Raw genomic sequence first — 21,643 nt, 5'->3', positions numbered from 1 at the left:
CCTGCGGGGGTGCCGTTTCCCGAGCTAGAGAGTGAGTTCCGCGTGTACGCCATCGTGCGCAGCGGTGGTCGCCAGCACAAGGTTGCTGTCGGCGACATCGTTGAGGTTGACAAGATTTCCACTGCCAAGGTTGGCGACTCGGTCGAGCTCTCGACCCTGCTCGTTGTCGACGGCGACGCCGTGACCAGCGACCCGTGGGTGCTGGCCGGCATCAAGGTCCAGGCCGAGGTCGTGGACCACCACAAGGGCCAGAAGATCGACATTCTGCGCTACAAGAACAAGACCGGTTACCGCCGTCGCCAGGGCCACCGCCAGCAGTACACGGCGATCAAGGTCACTGAGATCCCCGCGGCTGCGAAGTAAGGGACTGAGGAGAAATGGCACACAAGAAGGGCGCATCGTCCACCCGGAACGGTCGCGACTCCAATGCCCAGCGGCTCGGCGTGAAGCGCTTCGGCGGTCAGGTCGTCAACGCGGGTGAGATCCTGGTTCGTCAGCGCGGCACCCACTTCCACCCGGGCTCCGGCGTCGGCCGTGGCGGCGACGACACGCTGTTCGCCCTCGCGGCCGGTTCGGTGCAGTTCGGCACCCACCGTGGCCGCAAGGTCGTGAACATCGTTCCGGTCGCCTGATCGGAAACTTTCGCGAGGCGGACCTCACTTCCCTCACGGGAAGCGGGTCCGCCTTTCGCGTGTTACCCAAAGACATTCCCGCAGTAACTGGAGGCACATCCCATGACCACCTTCGTGGACCGCGTCGAGCTGCACGTCGCCGCGGGTAGCGGAGGCCACGGCTGTGCCTCCGTCCACCGTGAGAAGTTCAAGCCCCTCGGCGGGCCGGACGGCGGCAACGGCGGGCGCGGCGGGGACGTGATCCTCACCGTCGACCAGTCGGTCACCACGCTGCTCGACTACCACCACTCCCCGCACCGCAAGGCCACCAACGGCAAGCCGGGCGAAGGCGGCAACCGCTCCGGCAAGGACGGGCAGGACCTCGTCCTGCCGGTGCCGGACGGCACGGTGGTACTGGACAAGGCGGGCAACGTCCTGGCCGACATGGTCGGGCACGGCACGTCGTACGTCGCCGCCCAGGGCGGCCGGGGCGGGCTCGGCAACGCGGCGCTGGCCTCCGCTCGGCGCAAGGCGCCCGGGTTCGCGCTGCTCGGTGAGCCGGGGGACCTCCATGACGTCGTCCTGGAGCTGAAGACCGTCGCCGACGTGGCGCTCGTCGGATACCCGAGCGCCGGCAAGTCGTCGCTGATCTCGGTGCTGAGCGCCGCCAAGCCGAAGATCGCCGACTACCCCTTCACCACGCTGGTTCCGAACCTCGGTGTCGTCACGGCCGGTTCGACGGTGTACACGATCGCCGACGTGCCCGGGCTGATCCCCGGGGCCAGCCAGGGCAAGGGCCTGGGCCTGGAGTTCCTGCGGCACGTGGAGCGGTGCAGTGTGCTCGTGCACGTCCTGGACACCGCGACGCTGGAGTCGGACCGTGACCCGGTCTCCGACCTCGACATCATCGAGGAGGAGCTGCGGCAGTACGGCGGGCTGGACAAGCGGCCGCGGATGGTCGTCCTGAACAAGATCGACGTACCGGACGGCAAGGACCTGGCCGAGATGGTGCGGCCCGACCTGGAGGCGCGCGGCTACCGCGTGTTCGAGGTGTCGGCCGTGGCGCACATGGGCCTGAAGGAGCTGTCGTACGCGCTCGCGGAGCTCGTGGCGCAGTCGCGGGCCGCGAAGCCGAAGGAAGAGGCGACCCGGATCGTGATCCGGCCCAAGGCCGTGGACGACACCGGCTTCACCGTTTCGCAGGAGGCCGACGGCCTGTTCCGGGTGCGTGGCGAGAAGCCCGAACGCTGGGTGCGCCAGACCGACTTCAACAACGACGAGGCGGTCGGCTATCTGGCGGACCGGCTCAACCGGCTCGGTGTCGAGCAGGAGCTGATGAAGGCGGGCGCCCGGGGCGGCGACGGCGTCGCCATCGGCCCCGAGGAGAACGCGGTCGTCTTCGACTGGGAACCGTCCATGACGGCCGGAGCCGAGATGCTCGGCCGACGCGGTGAGGACCACCGGCTCGAGGGCGAGCGGCCGGCCGCGCAGCGCCGCAAGGACCGGCAGGCCGAGCGGGACGAGGCGCAGCAGGAGTTCGACGACTTCGAGCCGTTCTGATCGGTTTCGGCAGCGGCCTTGGGGACCGGGCGGCTCGGCTCGTCGGTTGACGGGAATCACATGCGCAACGTTCCCAAGGCAACCAAGTGGTGCACCGGTGAGTCGTACGGGGCGGCACGGATGAGGATCTTGTTCCTCGCCGTGCCGCAATGACCCAGCAGATCACCGGAGTTCACGTGCCCCAGTCCCAGAGCAAGCGCAGGTTCGGCCGAGGAGCCGCAGTGGCGGCGGCCGTCACGGTCGTCGTGGCCGTCACCGCCCCGGTGGCCGCACAGGCCGCCGAGGCGGCCCCTACGGCCCCGGTCGGCGCGGCGAAGCTCCGCGACGATTTCAACGGTGACGGCTACGCCGATCTCGCCGTGGCCGCCCCTGCCGCGACCGTCGGCGGCAAGAAGGGCGCCGGATACGTAGCCGTGGTCTACGGCTCCAAGAGCGGGCTGGACGTGACGACAAGGCAGGTGTTCAGCCAGAGCACGGCCGGCGTACCGGGCAGCCCCGAGACGGACGACGCGTTCGGCAGCGCGCTCACCACCGCCGACCTGGACCGCGACGGGTACGCGGACCTGGTGGTCGGAGTGGGAAGCGAGGACACGGCCGACGGCGGTGCGGAGTCCGGGCTGGTCGAGGTCGTGTGGGGCGGCGCGAAGGGCCTGTCCGGCGGGGCCGTCCTGGCCACCGGGAAGGCCTACGACTGGCTCGGCCGCCAGGGGCGCCTGACCGTAGGGGACATCAACGGTGACGGTGCCGAGGACCTGGTGACCGTGGAGAACCAGTTCAACCTGCGCGTGCTGAAGGGCCCGTTCGCCCGGGACGGCTCCACGGCCCACGGCGAGCAGCTCCTGACGGACGAGTTCGACAGCCGCTACCTCGACCTGGCCACCGGCGACGTCAACGGCGACGGTGTCACGGACGTGGTCGGCGCCCAGATCGACGGCGACGAGTTCGACGCGCGCCGGGTCGTGTACTGGCTGGGCACCGAGCGGGGACTCACGCCGTACATCACCGTGCAGGGCGCCGACGGCTACCGGCTCAAGGGCGGCGAGAACCTCGACGTCGGGGACGTCGACCGGGACGGCTACGACGACATCGTGGTCGGCCGGGCCGTCGACGGGTACGACAGCGACCTCGACACCCCCGCCGCGAAGGGCGGCCGGGTCACCTGGATACCGGGCGGCCCGGACGGGCCCGACGGTGTGAAGGCCGAGCACCTCAACCAGGACAGCCCCGGCGTGCCCGGCAGTGCCGAGGCGGGCGACGGCTTCGGTACCGACGTCCGGATCGCCGACGTCAACGGCGACGGACACCCGGACGTGGCGACCGGGCTGCCCGGTGAGAACCTGGGCACCGTGGCCGACGCGGGAGCCGTCGTCGTGCTGCCCGGCACCGCACGCGGGCTCACCGGCACCGGCGCCCAGGTGGTCACGCAGGACACGGCCGGCGTGCCGGGCACTCCCGAGAAGGGCGACGCCTTCGGCAGGGCCGTCCACCTCGCCGACGCCGACCACGACGGCCTGGCCGACCTGGCGGCGGGCGCACCGGGGGAGAACGGCAACGCCGGGTCCGTGTGGTACTTCAGGTCCGCCCCGGCAACCGTCGTGAGCCCCGGCGCCACGACGTTCGGCAACTCACTCCTCGGCACCACCGCCACGGAGGCCCGGCTCGGCACCGGCTTCGCCGACTGATCGTCTGTCAGACCCCGCTTCGGGAAGCGGCTGCCGGGCACCTCTTAGCTGACTGATCGCCTGTCAGACCCCGCCCCGACACCGGCTTCGCCGACTGATTACCTGTCAGACCCGCCCCGGCAACGGCTTGTTCCAGCGCTGGCGGCGGGTCTCCTTTTGGCTGCTTAGTTGTCATGTACGTGAACCCTGGCGTTCAGCGGGCGGACCGCCCGCGAGCGTGAAGCTTCCCAGTGTCCAAGTGGCCAGCGAGGTAAGGGAGTCAGCCGATGACCGGAGCAGTATCCCCCGACCGACGCCGCTTTCTGACCGCCGGTGCCGCGGTGCTCGGCGCCGCGGCCTCCGCCCAGCTGTGGCTTCCGGCCGCCGCCGGCGCGGCCGAGCCGCCGCTGCCCGACGGGGTGTTCAGCCTCGGCGTCTCCTCGGGCGACCCGCTCCCGGACGGCATCGTGCTGTGGACCAGACTCGCCCCGGATCCGTTGAACGGCGGCGGCATGCCGGACCGGGTCGTGCCGGTGGAGTGGCAGCTCGCGGAGGACCACCGGTTCAGAAAGCTCGTCCGGCGGGGCACCGCCCAGGCCCGGCCCGAGTACGGGCACAGTGTTCACGTGGACGTACGCGGGCTGCGCGCGGGCCGTACCTACTGGTACCGCTTCCGCACCGGCGGACAGCTCTCACCCGTGGGCCGCACCCGCACCGCGCCCCACCCCCACAGCTCCGGTGGCTCCCTGCGCATGGCCCTCGCCTCCTGCCAGAACTGGCAGCACGGCTATTTCACGCCATACGCAGACATGCTCGACCAGGACCCGGACGTCGTGGTCTTCGTCGGCGACTACATCTACGAATCCACGCCCTCGGCGACGGCCCTGCGGCGGCACGAGGGCACCGGGGAGCCGTTCAGCCTCGTCCAGTACCGCAACCGGTACGCCCAGTACCGGACGGACCCCGACCTCGCGGCGATGCACGCGAACGCGCCCTTCGTGGTGAGCTTCGACGACCACGAGGTGGACAACGACTTCGCCGGCGAGATCCCGCAGGACCCCGGCAAGCAGCCGCACGACGCGTTCGTGGCCCGGCTCACCGCGGCCTACCAGGCGTTCTACGAGCACATGCCGGTCCGTGCCACCGCCGTCCCCAACGGCCCGCACATCCGGATGTACCGCCGCCTGGAGTTCGGCCGCCTGGCCCGGCTCAACGTCCTGGATACCCGTCAGTACCGCAGTGACCAGGCCACCAGCCAGGACGGCGCCCAGGACCCGTCGCTGACCATGCTCGGCGCGCGGCAGAAGCAGTGGCTGCTGAACGGGCTGCAGGACTCGCCCGCCCGCTGGAACCTCATCGCCTCCCAGATCATGATGGCCGAGACGGATCTCAAGGTCGGCGAGGGCAAGCTCTGGTTCTACGACGCCTGGGACGGTTACCAGGCCGAACGCAACCGGTTCCTCCAGGAGTTCAGGCGGGTGCGCAACCCGGTCGTGCTCTCCGGCGACCGGCACCTGACGATGATCAGCGACCTCAAGGAGGACTACGCCGACCCCGGCTCCAGGGTCGTCGGCGCCGAGTTCGTCGGCACCTCCATCTCCAGCAACGGCGACCAGGACCAGGAGGCCTTCCGCCGGGAGTGGGACCCGCGGCGCCCGGACAACCCGCACTGGAAGCTGCTCGACGCGCACCGCGGCTACCACCTCTTCGACGTACACCGCGACCGCATCGACGCCCAGGTCAGAGTGGTCGACACCGTTCGCCGGCCCACGGCGGCCCCGAGCACACTGGCCCGGCTGAGGGTCCGGGCGGGCCGCCCGGGCGTCGAGGTCGTCTGACCGAACCCGCGTGGCGCGTGAGCCCGGGACTCCTCGGAGTCCCGGGCTCACGGCGTACCGCCCCGGCCGAGACCGAAATGCCGCGGAATCCTGACCAGGAATTCCGCGGGCGCCGCCATCGCCTGTGGCGCCGGGCACACCCGCAAAGCGCGTACTGTGCACCGGACATCGTCCAAGGAACTCGTGCGGGTCCTCGGTCGCCGCCGGCGCGAGCGGCTTCGGCGCCGCTGCGCTTCTGTGGAGTTACTCACAGCAATTCCCGAGGCGCCTGCATCGTCGGCGGAACCGTCTCGCCAATCACCGGCGTCGCCAGGTGAATGAGGGGTTGCGCGCACATATGTGGTGGAGGTCGCTCACCTTGCATTGCGGTAACCACAAGTGGGACCATTTCCGAGTTCCCTGTCGCCCCAAGGTAGGTCACCTGTGTCCCAGCACATAGCCAAGCCCCGTACCACCGCAGTGATCCTGGCCGGTGGCACCGGCCAGCGCGTGGGTCTGTCGATCCCCAAGCAGCTGCTGAAGATCGCCGGCAAGGCAGTCATCGAGCACACGCTGACCACCTTCGAGAACGCCGACTCGATCGACGACATCATCGTGCTGATGGCGCCGGGTTACGTGCCCGACATCGAGAAGATCGTCGCGAAGGCCGGATTCAAGAAGGTCTCGAAGGTCATCGAGGGCGGCTCCACGCGGAACGAGACCACCGAGCGCGCCATCGCCGCGCTGGGCGAGGGCCTGGCCGAGGGCGAGGACGCCAACGTCCTCTTCCACGACGCCGTGCGCCCCCTGCTCTCGCAGCGCGTCATCGACGACTGCGTCGTCGCCCTGGAGCGCTACCAGGCCGTCGACGTGGCCATCCCGTCCGCGGACACCATCATCGTCACGCGCACGCACGGCGAGGACGGCGAGTTCATCACCGAGATCCCGGACCGCTCCCGGCTGCGCCGCGGCCAGACGCCGCAGGCCTTCAAGCTGTCCACGATCAAGCGGGCCTACGAGGTCGCCGCCGGCGACCCCAACTTCCAGGCGACCGACGACTGCTCCGTCGTGCTCAAGTACCTGCCGGACGTGCCGATCCACGTCGTCGCGGGTGACGAGTACAACATGAAGGTCACCCAGCCCGTCGACGTCTTCATCGCCGACAAGCTCTTCCAGCTCGCCTCCACGGCCGCGCCCGAGCAGGTCTCCGAGGAGGCCTACCGTGCCCTGCTGACCGGCAAGACCATGGTCGTCTTCGGCGGCAGCTACGGCATCGGCAAGGACATCGCCGAGCTCGCCGAGGCCTACGGCGCCAAGGTCTACGCGCTGGGCCGCTCCACCACCGGCACCCACGTGGAGAACCCGGAGGAGGTCGACGACGCCCTGTCCAAGGCCTACGCCGAGACGGGCCGCATCGACTACGTGGTCAACACCGCCGGCGTGCTGCGCATAGGCAAGCTCGCCGAGACCGACAACGCCACCATCGAGGAAGCGCTGAAGGTCAACTACCTGGCCCCGGTGCAGATCGCCCGGTCGTCGTACAAGTACCTGTCCGAGACCAAGGGCCAGCTGCTGCTCTACACCTCCAGCAGCTATACCCGGGGCCGCGCCGAGTACAGCCTGTACTCCTCCACCAAGGCCGCCATGGTGAACCTCACCCAGGCGCTGTCCGACGAGTGGGCCGGCGACGGCGTCCGCGTCAACTGCATCAACCCCGAGCGCACCGCCACCCCCATGCGCACCAAGGCGTTCGGCCAGGAGCCCTCGGGTTCCCTGCTGTCCTCCGAGGCCGTGGCGCGCACTTCGCTCGACGTGCTGCTCTCCGAGCTCACCGGACACGTCATCGACGTCCGCCAGCAGGACCCGACGGCCGGCGCGGCCCGGGCCACCGGCTTCGAGCAGGCACTGGCCACGGTGCTGGACCGGCAGGACGGCGTGTAATAATTGGCGCCAAATAGACTTCAGTAATTCAGGCCTCTGCGCCCTCCTGTTAACGGTTTTTCGTCGACAGGAGTGTTCGCAGGGGCCTGAATCCATACCGTCTCGCGAATATTCACAGACCAGCCGCATTCTAGAACCAAGACCGGCACACCCCTCCCAAGAGCAGGTTTCTCCGTGATATCCACCGCTATTCGCGTCGCCCGGGTGGGCAGCGCGGCCGAGCTGGCCGCGGCGGTCCTCATGGTGGCGGGCTTCCCCGCCCTCATGCTGGCCGCGCTCGTCCCGAGCGTTCCCGCCTTCGCGGCAGCGGCCGCCGTGACGTACCTGGCGGACCACTATCTGCACCGCAAGGGCAGCTACCTGATCAACCGCCTCGGCAAGGTGCGGGCCGGACTGTCGATCCGCTTCCTGATCCGGCAGCTGCTGCTCGTCCTGCTGCTGGCCCGGCTGTCCCTCGCGGACAACCTGATCTACTACGGCGCGATCGCCTGCTTCATCGCCTTCTACGGTCTGCAGGCCCCGCACGGCGCGCTGGTCCAGCTGATCCGCAACCGCCGCCGCATGCCGGTCGCCACCCGCAACGTCGATCTGGCCTCCCGCATCCGCATCCCGGACGCCCCGCCCCGCAGGCTGCTGCACCGCTCCGCCGAGAAGATGCTCCACCTCGACCTCGCGGCGGTCGTCGGCATCCTGGTCGCCGCGCAGGTCAAGTCGGCCCTGATCGGCTTCATCGGCATCGGTATCACCGTGGCCGTGGCCACCCTGTACGTCCTGGCGCTCGTGCCGTACGTGCGCGGCCGGAAGATCCCGCCGAACGCCGAGAGGGTCCTGGCCGCCGTCGACGACTGGCTGGGCGAGTACAAGCCGGAGACGGTCCTGTACTTCTCCGGTTCCAAGGACTCCGCCTACCAGGTCAACATGTGGCTGGACACCATGGAGAAGCTGGAGTCCAAGCCGCTGATCATTCTGCGTGAGCGGGCCATCCTGAACAGTCTGGCGCCCACCACGGTCCCCGTCATCTGCGTGCCCGGAGGGGTGCACCTGATGAACATGGACCTGTCCACGGTGCGCGTCGCGCTCTACGCGGCCAACGTCGGCAAGAACATCCACATGCTGCGCGTGCCCACCATGAAGCACGTCTTCATCGGCCACGGCGACAGCGACAAGCTCGCCAGCGTCAACCCGTACAGCAAGGTCTACGACGAGGTGTGGACGGCCGGCCGCGCGGGCCGCGACCGCTACGCCATCGCCGACGTCGGTGTCCGCGACGAGGACATCGTCGAGGTCGGCCGCCCCCAGCTCGCCCCGATCAAGACCTGGCAGGGCGTCCCCGAGGGGCCCCGCGGCGGAGCCGCTGACGGACGCTGCCCGACGGTGCTGTACGCCCCCACCTGGGAGGGCTGGGACGGCAACCCGGGCAACACCTCGATCGTGCTGGCCGGCGAGAACATCGTGAAGCAGCTCGTGCAGGCCGACCCGCCGGTCCGCGTCCTGTACAAGCCGCACCCGTTCACCGGGAACGTCAGCAAGGAAGCGGGCGCCGCGCACCGGCGGATCACCGGCCTGGTGCAGAAGGCCGCCGCGGAGCGCGCCATCAACCCCCGGTTCATCGCCGACACCGCCGCCCAGGCGCAGGCCAAGTCGGAGCTGGACCGGATCGAGGCCCGGCTCACGGAGCTGTCCGGCTCCGGAAACGACCGTGGTGACGAGGCCGTGGCCACCCGCGACGGGCTGATCGACGTCGCCCGGCACGAGGAGGCCGCCCGGCTGCGCGCCCAGTGGAACGACGCCTACTGGCGTTCCTTCCCGTCCTGGGAGCACCGCGTCATCACCGGCGCCGAGCCGCGGCTGTACGACTGCTTCAACGTCTCCGACGCGATGGTCTCCGACATCTCCAGCGTGGTCTCCGACTTCATCGCGAGCGGCAAGCCGTACGCGGTCACGGACTCCGCCGAAATGGGCGTGGAGGAGTTCAAGCGGAACAACACGGCGGTGCGTGCCGCGGTGATCCTCTCCAACAGCGCATCCGAGCTGGGCGAGCTGATCGACGCGGTCCGCGCCCCGGAGGCCGACCCATTGGCCGAGGACCGCAAGGAACTCAAGCAGTACCTGTTGGGCCCGGACGAGCCGACCTCCCTGGAGCAGTTCAACACCGCCGTCGCGAACCTCGCCCTCAAGGCCGAGACGCGCAACGTCGGGCAGCAGTCACGGGACGCGGCCGCCCTCGCGGAGTCCGAGGGCGAGCTGGCGAACGCCGTGCCCGGGCAGCGGGTGGCCGCGGCCGGTGACACGGACGGGGTCAGCGCAGGCTGAACTTCCGCCGCTCTGAAGAGTTCGGCCCCGAGGAGCTGCTCCTCGGGGCCGAACTCTTTCTGTTTCCCGGGTTCTGTCGGGTCAATGTGTGACGTGTCCCACTTACACATGTGTGCGAGACAACCGCTTGCCTCGATCACCCGTCTATCAAGTAGCGAATGAGGCGATACGGGGGAATATCCCATTGACTAGGGGGAAACGTGACCGTGGCGCAGCCTGATGTGAGTGTGATCATCGGGGCGTACGAAGCGATGCCGTATCTGATCGAGTGCCTCTCGTCCGTCGAGGCACAGACCATCGATCCGATGCGTGTCGAGGTCATCGCGGTGGACGACGGTTCGACGGACGGAACGGGGGAGTACCTGGAGGAGTTCGCCGAGCGGGCTCCCATGCATGTCCTGGTCATCCGGCAGGAGAATTCCGGCGGCCCCAGCGGCCCGCGCAACGTCGGCCTGGGCAAGGCCACCGGGCGCTACGTCTTCTTCCTCGACGCCGACGACCGGCTGGGCCCCGGGGCCCTGGAGCGCATGGTCGGCATGGCCGACCGGGCCGGCACGGACGTGGTGCTCGGCAAGGTCGAGGGCGTCAACCGCTCGGCGCCGAAATCCATGTGGGGCAGGACGGTGGAGCGGACGGACGTCTTCTCCTCCAACATCAAGTTCACACTCAGCGCGCAGAAGCTGTTCCGCCGCGAACTGCTGGACCGGCACGGCATGCGCTTCGACGAGTCGCTGTTCACCGGCGAGGACGCGCTGTTCACCATGGAGGCGTATCTGCGCGCGGACGGCGTCTCCGTGGTCGCCGACCACACCTGCTACTACCTGGTCGGCCGCGACGACGGCAAGCACGTGACGAAGAGCGGCAGCTACGCGCTGCGCTTCGACTCCGCGCGGGCCCTGATGGAGCTCATCGCCGAGCTCGTCCCGGCGGGCGGCCGGCGCGACCAGCTGATGGTCCGGCCCTTCCTCGTCACGCTGTTGCCGCAGTTCGGCCCGAAGTACCTGACGGACAGCGAGGAGATACGCCGGCACAAGCTCGAGCTGGCCAAGCCGCTGATGGACACCCACTGGACCGAGGGCGTCGCCCACCGCCTCAAGGTCCACGAACGGCTGCGGCTGCACCTGGTCGCCGAGCAGCGCCCCGAACTGCTCCTGGACGTGGTGAAGTTCGTCAAGGCCAAGAAGCAGGCGGCGGCCCTCCTCGAGAGGAAGGGCCGCCGCGTGTACCTGGCCTACCCGCACTTCCGGGACCGCGCCGCCGGCGTTCCCGACTCTGTCTACCTCGCCGAGCCCCGGGAGGCCCGGGCCTTCCCGGGCTACCGCGAGGGCGGCGTCGAGACGTTCGTACGCCGGGCGGTGCGCAAGGCACGGCGGGTCATCACGTCGCGGGAGGTGCGGCAAGCGGCGTGACGGCGCCCGCCGTCGCTCAGCGCGGTGCGGTCGGGAGCGCGGTCCCGGTGCGCTGGCCGGGCACCGCGGCCAGCCGCTCCGCCACCCGTGCCCGGTGGTCGCGGGCCTCCCCGCACAGCGCCCGGACGGCGTCGTTGAAGCGCTCCTGCGACGACGGCTCCGCCGGGCCCAGCAGGCGCAGCTTCAACTCCGCGCGCACCTTCGCCAGTTCGTCGTTCTCCGGGTGCCGGACCGTCTCCAGAAGGCCCGGCACCCCGGCGGCGTCCGGCGTCAGCACCGTCGCCGCCACCACCGTCGGGAACGCCGTGCGGAAGGCGTCCTCGGGCAGCCCGCTGGTGTTGGCCACCGCGTACGGCTTCTCGCTCGCCAGGAAGTCGCTGATCACGCTCGACACATCACTGATCAGCAGGTCGGCCACGTTGAAGCAGGAGTACAGCGTGGGCCGGGCGTCCGTGATGATCTGGTGCTCGCCCGCCGGCAGCGAGGCCCAGTAGGCCTCCTCCCACGCGGCCGTCGCGCGCGCCACCGCCGCCGCCCGGCCCGGCTCCGGCGCCGACTGCACCAGCATCCGCTCCACGGTGTCGGCCCCGGCCCGGAAGACCGACGTCGTGAGCCGGTCCAGCTCGGCGGTGCGGCGGGCGAGTTCCGCGCTGTCCGAGGGGGCCGAGGGGTCCGCCCCCGCCCGCTCCCGGTTGGCCGCCCGGATCAGCTCCCGGATCCGCAGATCGGCCGCGCCCGCACGCGGGTCCACCGAGCCCGTCAGCGGATGCGGCTTGTACAGCAGTCGCACGCCCGGGTCCGCGAGCAGCGCCCGCACCAGGTTCTCGCCGGCCGCGATCACCGACGTGTTGCCGGGGTTGCCGTCCCAGCCCTCCCAGGTCGGCGCGTACAGCACGGTCGTGCACGCCCCGGCCGGCGGCCCGGCGTACGGCAGCACGCCGTCCAGCTGCGGGCGGCCCGTCTCCACCACGTCCTTGTCCTCGACCCCGACCTCGGCCAGCGCGTACCGCTCGCGCGCGGCGGGCCCGGCCACCCACACCTCGTCGTACGCCTTCGCGTAGGGGTTGCAGGAGGAGAGCTTGTCGCTCTCGCCGTGGTTGACGAAGGTGTGCTTGATCGTGGGGATGCGCAGCACCTGGGAGGTCTTGCCGGAGTTCGACGGGTGGATGAGGACCTGGAGCGTGGAGTGCTCCAGGCGCATCAGCGTCGACACCTTCGGCAGGCACACGATCGGGATGTCCGTCGCGTCGATCTTCTGCACCATGAACCGCTCGCGCAGCACGATGACCGGCCTGCCCTGCAGCCCGGCGAGCGGCTCCAGCCACATGTTCGCCTGGTAGGCCGAGGCGGCACCGCCGGAGAAGTACAGGCCGACGGTCGGCCGGTAGTCGGCCAGCCACGCGTCGAACCAGTCGAGCACCGCCTGCTCGTCCGCCGGACGACGGCCCGGCAGCAGCCGCAGGAGCAGCGCGCCGAGACCCGTCAGTCCGAGAGCGAGGGAGAGGGCGATGCCCACGGCCGCGTACACCGGCCGGTCGCCCGGGGCGCTGGCCATCAGCCCGGCCGTGGCCGGCAGGCCGAACACCAGCAGCCGGTGCCCGGGACGGCGCAGCAGCACGGACGGGGCAGGGGACAGCCGCAGCGCCGAGGCGTCGATGTTCCGTGTCACGACGGGCAGGGTGCGGGTGCGGCGCACCAGGACGGAGACCGCCTGGATCGCGCAGTGCAGCACGTAGAAGACGAGCAGCCCGGCCACCAGCGGGGCGTACACCGTCTCCCGGTCCTGCTCGCCCAGCCGCAGCAGGGCCACGACCAGCAGCAGGTCCCGCAGGACGTGGCGCACGGTGATGTCCGCGTGCGACTTGGCGAACAGCGACAGCACCTCGCGCTGCCAGCGGTACAGGGCGCCCTCGGTGGCCAGGGAGACGACCGTCGCGGCGATCAGCAGCGGAACGTCGGGCAGCAGCGCCGCGACCGCCTGTACGGCGAACGCGGCGGCCAGGACGACGGTGACCAGCCCCTTGAGAAGGGCCGGCGGGCGGGGGAGAGGTACGGGCACTGCGGTCACTCCAGGAGCGTCGGGTCGGCGCAGGTCGGCCGTCCGGGTTAACGCGCGGCGACCTCCTGACGACACGCGCGTGTCGCCAGAGCGTGGGGGCGGCCGCCGTCGCGCGTCGTCGGACCGTAGCGGAAGGTGGCGTTCCTGTCGCGGGTGGGCCGGGAGAAGGAGTCGGCCTCCCGGCGTGTGGCGGGACCGGACGGAGGCGACCGCCGTCCCGTGACACGGGCGGCACCGTCCGTAACGTGGACCGGAGCCGCACCCCGTCCGGCCGTCCCGTAGATTCCTGGTGAGGGAGCGAATCGACGTGTGAGGGGACGAACGGCGACGTGGCAGGGGCAAGGCAGGCCGTGGGCGAGGCCCGCAGGATCGTCGTCAAGGTCGGGTCCTCCTCGCTGACCACCGCCTCGGGCGGCCTGGACGCGGACCGCGTGGACGCGCTGGTCGACGTCCTCGCCAAGGTCCGGAACCAGGAGATCGCCCGCAGCGCCTCGGCCGAGGGTGGCGGCGGGAGACGGGAAGGCGGCGGGGAGCGCGAGATCGTCCTGGTCTCCTCGGGCGCCATCGCCGCCGGCCTCGCCCCGCTGGGCCTGCGCCGCCGCCCCGAGGACCTCGCCCGGCAGCAGGCCGCCGCCAGCGTCGGCCAGGGCCTGCTGGTCGCCCGCTACACCGCCTCCTTCGCCCGCTACGGCGTCCGCGTCGGCCAGGTCCTGCTGACCTCCGACGACATGAGCCGCCGCTCGCACCACCGCAACGCCTCGCGCACCCTCGACAAGCTGCTCGCGATGGGCGCCTTCCCGATCGTCAACGAGAACGACACCGTCGCCACGGACGAGATCCGCTTCGGCGACAACGACCGCCTCGCCGCCCTCGTCGCCCACCTCGTCCGCGCCGACCTGCTGGTCCTGCTGTCCGACGTGGACGGCGTCTACGACGGGGACCCCGCCAGGCCAGGCACCTCCCGCATCGGCGAGGTGCGCGACCCCTCCGACCTCGCGCACGTCGAGATCGGCAGCACGGGCAAGGCCGGCGTCGGCACCGGCGGCATGGTCACCAAGGTCGAGGCCGCCCGGATCGCGGCCGCCGCCGGCGTCCCCGTGGTCCTCACCAGCACCATCCACGCGGCCGACGCCCTGACCGGTCAGGACACCGGCACCTACTTCCACCCCACCGGCAAGCGCTCCGCCGACCGGCTGCTGTGGCTCCAGCACGCCTCCGCCCCGCAGGGCGCGCTGACCCTGGACGACGGCGCCGTGCAGGCCGTCGTGGACCGCCGCAAGTCGCTGCTGCCGGCCGGGATCGCCGCCGTCGAGGGTGATTTCAGCGCCGGCGACCCGGTCGAGCTGCGGGACGGCACGGGACACGCGGTGGCCCGTGGGCTCGTCAACTTCGATGCCAAGGAGATCCCCCGGCTCATCGGCCGCTCGACCCGGGAACTGGCCCGCGAGCTCGGACCCGCGTACGAACGGGAGGTCGTACACAGGGACGACCTGGTGGTCCTGCACCCGTAATGTGCCGAAACGTCCGCCCCCGGTGGTGGACGTTCCGCAAAACCGCCACGCGATCCCTTGCGGCCTGCTCAACTTTGTCCCGGGGACCTATTCCGCAGCAGCGCCACTGTGCAAAAGGAGGCCGTCGTGAGACGAGTGCGCCCTGGGACTCAGGCGTCCCGCGGTGGTGCCGGCTCCCGCGCGGCCGGTGAGGAGCGCGCCCTGACGAGCGTGGCGGCAGGGGACCGGTTCCAGGGCGAGGAACCCGGCGACACCCCGCGCCTGTGGCACGTCACCCTCAGCGTCTCCGGCAAGGAGGCCCCGCTCCCGGAGGTCCGGCGCGCCCTGGAGCAGCTCGCCCACGACCATCCCTTCTTCCTGACCAGCCGGTATGCGGTCGACCACGCGGAGATCCGCTACTGGGAAGAGGCCCGCGACCTGCACGACGCGGCCGCCGTCGCCCTGCGCCTGTGGGGCGAGCACCGGCAGACCGCCGGCCTGCCGCCCTGGGAGATCGTCGGCCTGGAGGTCATCGACCGTGCGACCTACCACCAGCGCATCGCCGAGGGGTACGGACCGCCGCCCGCGTCCCCGGTCGGCGTTCACCCGTTTTGACCCGTTCCACGAAGTGTCTCGCGCTGTGGAACGAACGATGAACCGAGCCGCCCGGCGCACTACCCTTCCCTCATGACCACGCTCTCTCCGTACGACTCCATGACCCCGGTCAACCAGGCCGCCTACCGCGCCAAGGCCGCAGCGGCGACCCTCGCGCCGCTGCCCCGGGCCGAGAAGGACGACGCGCTGCTCGCCATCGCCGACGCGCTCGAGGTCCGTACGAGCGAGATCGTCGAGGCCAACGCCAAGGACGTCGCCAAGGCCCGCGAGGCCGGCACCAGCGAGGGCATGATCGACCGGCTCACGCTCACCCCCGAGCGGATCCGGGCCATCGCCTCCGACGTACGCGACGTCGCCGCGCTGCCCGACCCGGTCGGCGAGGTCGTCCGCGGCTCCACGCTGCCCAACGGCATCGACCTGCGCCAGGTCCGCGTGCCGCTCGGCGTCGTCGGCATCATCTACGAGGGCCGGCCGAACGTGACCGTCGACGCCGCCGCCTTGTGCCTGAAGTCCGGCAACGCGGTCCTGCTGCGCGGTTCCTCCTCGGCGTACCAGTCGAACACCGCCCTGGTGCGCGTCCTGCGCGACGCCGTGGGCGGGGCCGGGCTGCCCGCCGATGCCATCCAGCTCGTCCCCGGGGAGAGCCGTGACAGCGTGCGCGAGCTGATGCGCGCCCGCGGCCTGGTCGACGTGCTCATCCCGCGCGGCGGCGCCTCCCTGATCAACACGGTCGTCCAGGAGTCCGTCGTCCCGGTCATCGAGACCGGCACCGGCAACTGCCACGTCTACGTCGACGCGCAGGCCGACCTCGACATGGCCGTCGAGATCCTGATCAACTCCAAGGCCCAGCGGGTCGGCGTCTGCAACGCCGCCGAGACCCTCCTGGTCCACCAGGACATCGCCGCCGAGTTCCTGCCCCGCGCCCTGACCGCCCTCGCGGAGGCCGGGGTCACCGTGCACGCCGACGAGCGCGTGCAGGCCCACGCCAAGGACTCCAAGGCCACCGTGGTCGAGGCGACGGCCGAGGACTGGGAGACCGAGTACCTGTCGTACGACATCGCCGCCGCGGTCGTGGACTCGCTGGACAAGGCCGTCGAGCACATCCGGCTGTGGACCTCCGGCCACACCGAGGCCATCGTGACGACCTCCCAGCAGGCCGCCCGCCGTTTCACCCAACTGGTCGACTCGACCACGGTCGCCGTCAACGCCTCCACCCGCTTCACCGACGGCGGCCAGTTCGGCTTCGGCGCCGAGATCGGCATCTCCACGCAGAAGCTGCACTCCCGCGGCCCCATGGGCCTGCCGGAGCTGACCAGCACGAAGTACATCGTCACCGGGGACGGGCACATCCGGCGCTGACCACGTTCGGCGTAGGGCGGTATGCGAGCCGGCGCATGGATGGGCCGGCCGTGCGGAGCGGCGCCTCGGCGCGTGACGGGGGTGAACCGGGCGGGCGTGCGCCCTCACGGACCCCGAGGGAGCCGTCTCGACCGGTGGATGAATTTCCATACCGTCTGCCCAAAATGACCCCCCAGGTCTACTCTGGATACGTGCCGGAGGACGTGGGGGGCACGCCGTTTCCGGACGGCCGGGAGCCCGACGACGACCACGACCGCGGGGTGTCGGACGAAGAGTTCGCCTCCGTGGTCTTCGACGAGGCCTTCGTACGCGCGGCCGTGGTGCACGAGCCGACCGCGGTGGAGCGCCTCCTGGCCGCAGCCCGGGCGAGAGCCGAGGCCTCCGAGGCGGAGGCGCGCCGCACCCACACCAGAGGCGAGCGGTTCGACGACGGATACGGTTCGGACGGCCGCGGCGGGTTCGGCCGTGATCCCGAGCTCGACGACCCCGACCTCATGGAGGACCACTACGGCGGCGCGGGGCCGTACTCCAAACAGGTCCGATGGCACCGCCCCGTCGCCTGGATGCTCGCCCTCGTGATGGGCATCGGCATGGTCGCCCTGGCCTTCACGGCGGTCTACCGGGGAGCGTCCTCCAACCGCGACGAACCCGCGCCACCGCCCGCCTCGACCGGACGGGAACAGGGCAGCGCAGCCTCCCCCTCGGCTTCAGCCGACTACTCCCAGCCGGCCGTCTCGGTGATCCCCCGCAGCCCCTGACCGGAACCCGCCCATTTTGGTGAGAACCTGTCAGAACTTGTGGCGCAGCGGGGCGTTTACCCGAGCTTCCGGCGACCTACCCTGAAGATATGGGCGGGCCTGAAGACCCACCTGAGGGGACTCCCGAGGGCGGCCCCGGAGGTGGCGAGGACGAGTATCGATCCGTCGTCTTCGACGAGTCGTTCGTCCGTGCTGCCCGCCTCCAGGAGTTCTCCGCGCAGGAGCGCATCACCGACCACGCGCCCGCCGTGCGACGCCGGCCGCCCATGCGCCGGGGCCTGTCCCGGCAGGCCCTCGTCCTGGTCCTGCTGATCGCCGTCGCCTTCGGCACCGCGATCTACATGGGCGTACGGCACCCCTACCAGACCCCTGCCGCCCGGGAGCCCGTCGAGCCCCTGCGGATGACCGTCATCCCGCTCGCACCCGAGGGCAAGGTGCCCGGCACGGCCGACCTGGAGTCCCTGTACGAGCACAGCCCCGCCGCACAGTTCAGGACCGGCGCGGAGGGCGTGCCGCTGCCCGCCTCGCGGCGCACCGCGCACTTCTCGGACAGCCAGGTCGTGAGCGCCCTGACCACCGCCAAGGACTACGTCGTCCGGTCGGCCCTCGACCCGGAGGTGCTCACGGGCGGTGAGGTCCGCGCCGTCCGCGTGCTGCTCGACCCCGACCAGCTGGAACAGTTCGACCAGAGCTTCGCCCGGCCCACCGCGGACGGACGCCACGCGCCCACCGGCTGGCTCGTGCGCTTCGACCCGTCGCGCGCCGAGCTCGCCGACCGCAAGGTCCGGGTCCAGGGCACGCTGCAGGCCGCCGAGGCCGACTCGTCCACCCTTGAAGTCACCGCCGACCACACGTCCGTGTACGCGCTGCGGCCGGCCGGGGCCGGAGGCGACGACGAGGTCTCCCTGTTCACCCTCCGGCGCGAGCTGCACTTCCGCTTCGACCGTGACGACCTGCGGCTGCACCAGGCCCAGCTCGTCGTCTCCTATGTCCAGGCCGGCCCGCTCTCCTGCGCGGAGGACTCCACGAACCACCTCCGGCCCCTCCTCGCCGGCCAGATGGCCAAGGAGGGCGGCCCCGCCGGCACCGATCCCTACGCCACGGGCAGCGCGACGGCCCTGTGCGGCTCCCTGGCGACGAGCGCGCAGCCGAAGGTGTGAGACAGGCGCGAGGCGAGCCCGGACCCCAGGAAGCCGTGCCCGCGCGGTCCTAGCTCCCGTCGCGCGGTGGCCGGTCGTCCCCCGAGGAGTCCGGCGAGTCCGGCTCCGGCCCCTGGGGCGGCTTCGGGGACGGGCTGGTGAAGCCGCCGAAGCCGCGGCGGACCCGCTCGCCCAGGTCACCGGCGCCGCCCGCGAGGTCGGTGACCAGCTTCATCAGCGGGTCCTTGGAGCTCTTCACATGGGTGCCGTAGTGGTTCGCCGACTCCCGCCAGGAGTCCCGGACCGAGGTGTCCTTGTCCGCGTCGCGCCGCGGGTAGTGGCCGTCCATGATCCGCTGGTAGTCCCGCGACTCGGCCCACTTCTTCAGCTCGGCCGCCCGCACGGTGGTGAAGGGGTGGGAGCGGGGCAGCACGTTCAGGATCTTCAGCACGGAGTCGCGCAGATCGCCCCCGGACTCGTACTCCTCGGCCTGGGCGAGGAACGCGTCCACGTTCATCTCGTGCAGGTGGTTGCCGCCCGCGATCTTCATCAGACCCCGCATGGAGGCCTGCAGATCCTGCCCGACCAGCAGACCCGCGCGGTCCGCGCTCAGCTCCGACTTGCGGAACCACTCCCGCAGCCCGGTCACGATCGCCATGATCGCCAGGTTGCCCAGGGGGATCCACGCGACCCGGACGGCGAGGCTGGTCAGGAACAGCAGGATGGTCCGGTAGACGGAGTGCCCGGACAGGGCGTGCCCCACCTCGTGCCCGACGACCGCCCGCATCTCCTCCTCGTCGAGCAGCTCGACCAGGCCGGTCGTCACGACGATGATCGGCTCGTCCAGGCCGATGCACATCGCGTTCGGCTGCGGGTCCTGGTTCACGTACATCGGCGGGACCTTCTCCAGGTCCAGGATGTAGCAGGCGTCCCGCAGCATCACGTTCAGATGAGCGAACTGCTGGTCCGAGACCCGTACGGAGTCGGACAGGAACAGCAGCCGCAGACTGCGCTCGGGCAGCAGACCGCTGAGCGCCTTGAACACCGTGTCGAACCCGCTCAGCTTGCGCAGCGCCACCAGGGCGGAGCGGTCGGCCGGGTGCTCGTACGTACGCGAGGAGATCCCGGGGAAGCGCCTGCGCTGCCTGCTCGGCACGTGCTCGTGCCCGTTGTGCTCGTCGCCGTCGGACATGTCTTCCCCCATGCGTCTGATGTGACCTTTGCGGCCCCTTGTGCGGCCTTTTGCTTCCCCGAGGCAGAGCCCAGCCTAGGCGGAGTTACGGTGGTCGGGCAGTACAGCGAAGGAGACCACCGCCATGGAGCACCACCCCGCAGCCGCCTGGCTCGCCGAGGCCGCGAGCGCCGCCGAGCGGCAAGGAGGGCCGGGGATGCTGCGGTACGTACTGCTCGTGATGATCGTGGGCTGTGTGCTGACCGCGTGGTTCCTGCTGCGTGGCTACAGACGGAAGGACGACTGAGACCACGCGAAGGTTCCCCGCCGGGCACCGGACCGGGCCGGCGCCGGCACGTGTGACCGCCCGCGGCACGAAACAGGCGGAGTCGGGGTGATCGCGGAACGGGCGCCCGCTTACGATGAGGCGACGTCTTTATCCCGCCCACACGCGATAGGTCCTGCCGAAGATGAGCTTCCACAGCACCGCTGCCCAGTTGGTCACCCTCGCCGCCGAGGGCGAGGAGCACGGCGGAAACCACGAGAGCCTCAACCCCTACCTCACCGGCGGCGGCGCGCTCTTCGTCCTGCTGCTCCTGCTGTGGATCACCACCCGCTTCAACCGCGACCGCTGAGACCGCCGGGGCATCCCGCCGCGGATGCCCGGGGGACCACGGGGGCGGCCGGAGCCCTCAGGCAGGGCCGGTAGGGTCTGCACGCATGGGAGAGCAGGACATGCCTACCGGTCCGGCGAACGAGACGCCGCACGACCCGGCACAGGACACGGCGAGCGGTACCGAGCGACACTCGGAGCCCCGCCGTGCCTCCGCGGTGGCCGGCGGGACCGACGGTCCCCGCCCGAGTCCGTCGCGGCCGGGCAAGCGCCGCCTCGGCGTCATGGGCGGCACCTTCGATCCGATCCACCACGGGCACCTGGTGGCGGCCAGCGAGGTCGCCGCGGCGTTCCGCCTCGACGAGGTGGTCTTCGTCCCGACCGGCCAGCCCTGGCAGAAGAGTCACCGCAGCGTCTCGCCGGCCGAGGACCGCTACCTGATGACGGTCATCGCGACCGCCGAGAACCCGCAGTTCTCCGTCAGCCGCATCGACATCGACCGCGGCGGCCCCACCTACACCGTGGACACCCTGCGCGACCTGCGCGCCCTCAACCCGGACACGGACCTGTTCTTCATCACCGGCGCCGACGCGCTCGCCCAGATCCTCACCTGGCGGGACAGCGAGGAGCTGTTCTCCCTGGCGCACTTCGTCGGAGCCACCCGGCCGGGCCACCACCTGGACGACTCCGGGCTCCCCGAGGGCGGTGTCTCACTGGTGGAGGTTCCCGCCCTGGCCATCTCCTCCACCGACTGCCGTGCGAGAGTCGCCAAGGGCGATCCCATCTGGTACCTGGTGCCGGACGGAGTCGTGCGCTATATCGACAAGCGCGAGTTGTACCGCGGCGAGTGAGCCGAGAGGGGCACCGGTGAACGACCGATACGACGCGGGGGCCGCGGACCACGGCGCCGACCAGTACGAGCTCGTCGGCTACGACGAGTACGGCCAGCCTGTCTACCGGCAGGTCCGCCCCCAGCAGGCCCAGCAGCAGACGTACGACCCGTACGCCCAGCAGTCCCAGCAGTATGAACAGGGCTATGGCTACGACCCGTACGCGCAGCAGGGCCGGCAGCTGTCTCTTATACACAGCTGACGCTGCCGACGAACCCTAGGGTGTAGATTTCGGTG

18 protein-coding genes and 1 pseudogene are annotated in these 21,643 nt (G+C 70.8%); 17 read left to right on the top strand and 2 right to left on the bottom strand.

All coding sequences use genetic code 11. The features are described from left to right. The first annotated feature begins 42 nt into the window (after positions 1-42). The 8 genes from rplU to C1J00_RS10120 all read left to right on the top strand — a co-directional run bounded on the left by rplU (position 43) and on the right by C1J00_RS10120 (position 11,312). Positions 43-363 (top strand): 50S ribosomal protein L21, encoded by a 321-nt coding sequence (gene rplU, locus C1J00_RS10155; protein ID WP_031130898.1) that lies wholly within the window; start codon positions 43-45, stop codon positions 361-363. Between the two features lie 14 nt (positions 364-377). Then, positions 378-632 (top strand): 50S ribosomal protein L27, encoded by a 255-nt coding sequence (gene rpmA / locus C1J00_RS10150; protein ID WP_031130899.1) that lies wholly within the window; start codon positions 378-380, stop codon positions 630-632. A gap of 102 nt (positions 633-734) precedes the next feature. After that, positions 735-2,171 (top strand): GTPase ObgE, encoded by a 1,437-nt coding sequence (gene obgE, locus C1J00_RS10145; protein WP_102908713.1) that lies wholly within the window; start codon positions 735-737, stop codon positions 2,169-2,171. Between the two features lie 149 nt (positions 2,172-2,320). After that, positions 2,321-3,853 carry an FG-GAP-like repeat-containing protein gene (locus C1J00_RS10140; protein ID WP_102908712.1) on the top strand — a complete coding sequence of 511 codons (1,533 nt, stop codon included), beginning with the start codon at positions 2,321-2,323 and terminating at the stop codon, positions 3,851-3,853. Between the two features lie 266 nt (positions 3,854-4,119). Next, positions 4,120-5,670 (top strand): alkaline phosphatase D family protein, encoded by a 1,551-nt coding sequence (locus C1J00_RS10135; RefSeq protein ID WP_102908711.1) that lies wholly within the window; start codon positions 4,120-4,122, stop codon positions 5,668-5,670. A 423-nt stretch (positions 5,671-6,093) separates the two neighbouring features. Then, positions 6,094-7,590 carry a bifunctional cytidylyltransferase/SDR family oxidoreductase gene (locus C1J00_RS10130; protein WP_102908710.1) on the top strand — a complete coding sequence of 499 codons (1,497 nt, stop codon included), beginning with the start codon at positions 6,094-6,096 and terminating at the stop codon, positions 7,588-7,590. Positions 7,591-7,764: 174 nt separating this feature from the next. After that, positions 7,765-9,903 carry a CDP-glycerol glycerophosphotransferase family protein gene (locus C1J00_RS10125; protein WP_245936287.1) on the top strand — a complete coding sequence of 713 codons (2,139 nt, stop codon included), beginning with the start codon at positions 7,765-7,767 and terminating at the stop codon, positions 9,901-9,903. Between the two features lie 200 nt (positions 9,904-10,103). Continuing rightward, positions 10,104-11,312: a glycosyltransferase family 2 protein gene (locus C1J00_RS10120; RefSeq protein WP_102908708.1), complete on the top strand. Its 1,209-nt coding sequence runs from the start codon at positions 10,104-10,106 to the stop codon at positions 11,310-11,312. Positions 11,313-11,328: 16 nt separating this feature from the next. On the opposite strand, the gene C1J00_RS10115 is transcribed toward C1J00_RS10120, so the two are convergent. After that, positions 11,329-13,371 carry a CDP-glycerol glycerophosphotransferase family protein gene (locus tag C1J00_RS10115; RefSeq protein WP_180989487.1) on the bottom strand — a complete coding sequence of 681 codons (2,043 nt, stop codon included), beginning with the start codon at positions 13,369-13,371 and terminating at the stop codon, positions 11,329-11,331. A gap of 329 nt (positions 13,372-13,700) precedes the next feature. Here C1J00_RS10115 and proB point away from each other — a divergent pair, with 329 nt between their 5' ends. The 5 genes from proB (at position 13,701) to C1J00_RS10090 (ending at position 18,753) form a co-directional block, all read left to right on the top strand. Then, a complete protein-coding gene (proB, locus tag C1J00_RS10110) occupies positions 13,701-14,882 on the top strand; it encodes a glutamate 5-kinase (RefSeq protein ID WP_102908707.1) in 1,182 nt (393 codons plus the stop codon). Between the two features lie 135 nt (positions 14,883-15,017). Further along, positions 15,018-15,476 (top strand): DUF8830 family protein, encoded by a 459-nt coding sequence (locus tag C1J00_RS10105; protein ID WP_031108816.1) that lies wholly within the window; start codon positions 15,018-15,020, stop codon positions 15,474-15,476. Positions 15,477-15,548: 72 nt separating this feature from the next. Then, complete coding sequence (locus C1J00_RS10100) at positions 15,549-16,835, top strand: glutamate-5-semialdehyde dehydrogenase (protein WP_102908706.1); 1,287 nt, start codon at positions 15,549-15,551, stop codon at positions 16,833-16,835. Between the two features lie 191 nt (positions 16,836-17,026). Further along, complete coding sequence (locus C1J00_RS10095; protein ID WP_439333390.1) at positions 17,027-17,593, top strand: SCO2584 family spore wall biosynthesis protein; 567 nt, start codon at positions 17,027-17,029, stop codon at positions 17,591-17,593. An 89-nt stretch (positions 17,594-17,682) separates the two neighbouring features. After that, positions 17,683-18,753 (top strand): SCO2583 family membrane protein, encoded by a 1,071-nt coding sequence (locus C1J00_RS10090; RefSeq protein WP_102908704.1) that lies wholly within the window; start codon positions 17,683-17,685, stop codon positions 18,751-18,753. Between the two features lie 49 nt (positions 18,754-18,802). Here C1J00_RS10090 and C1J00_RS10085 read toward each other — a convergent pair whose 3' ends face one another. Then, a complete protein-coding gene (locus tag C1J00_RS10085; protein ID WP_102908703.1) occupies positions 18,803-19,924 on the bottom strand; it encodes a M48 family metallopeptidase in 1,122 nt (373 codons plus the stop codon). A gap of 124 nt (positions 19,925-20,048) precedes the next feature. Between C1J00_RS10085 and C1J00_RS45195 the strand changes: the two genes are divergently transcribed. The 4 genes and pseudogenes from C1J00_RS45195 to C1J00_RS10075 form a co-directional block, all read left to right on the top strand. Then, a complete protein-coding gene (locus C1J00_RS45195; RefSeq protein WP_180989485.1) occupies positions 20,049-20,210 on the top strand; it encodes a hypothetical protein in 162 nt (53 codons plus the stop codon). 163 nt (positions 20,211-20,373) lie between these two features. Continuing rightward, positions 20,374-20,538 carry a hypothetical protein gene (locus C1J00_RS45190; protein WP_180989484.1) on the top strand — a complete coding sequence of 55 codons (165 nt, stop codon included), beginning with the start codon at positions 20,374-20,376 and terminating at the stop codon, positions 20,536-20,538. A gap of 85 nt (positions 20,539-20,623) precedes the next feature. Further along, the gene (gene nadD, locus C1J00_RS10080) at positions 20,624-21,367 is read left to right on the top strand and encodes a nicotinate-nucleotide adenylyltransferase (RefSeq protein ID WP_102908702.1); all 744 of its coding nucleotides are present in this window, start codon (positions 20,624-20,626) and stop codon (positions 21,365-21,367) included. Continuing rightward, positions 21,333-21,587, top strand: a pseudogene (locus C1J00_RS10075) (LytR family transcriptional regulator); the annotation flags it as partial. The gene nadD and the pseudogene C1J00_RS10075, both read left to right, overlap by 35 nt. Positions 21,588-21,643 lie beyond the last annotated feature (56 nt).

Origin of the sequence: Streptomyces cahuitamycinicus (assembly GCF_002891435.1) — a bacterium.
Classification (GTDB): Bacteria; Actinomycetota; Actinomycetes; order Streptomycetales; family Streptomycetaceae; genus Streptomyces; species Streptomyces cahuitamycinicus.
This window is presented reverse-complemented; position numbering and strand designations above follow the sequence as displayed.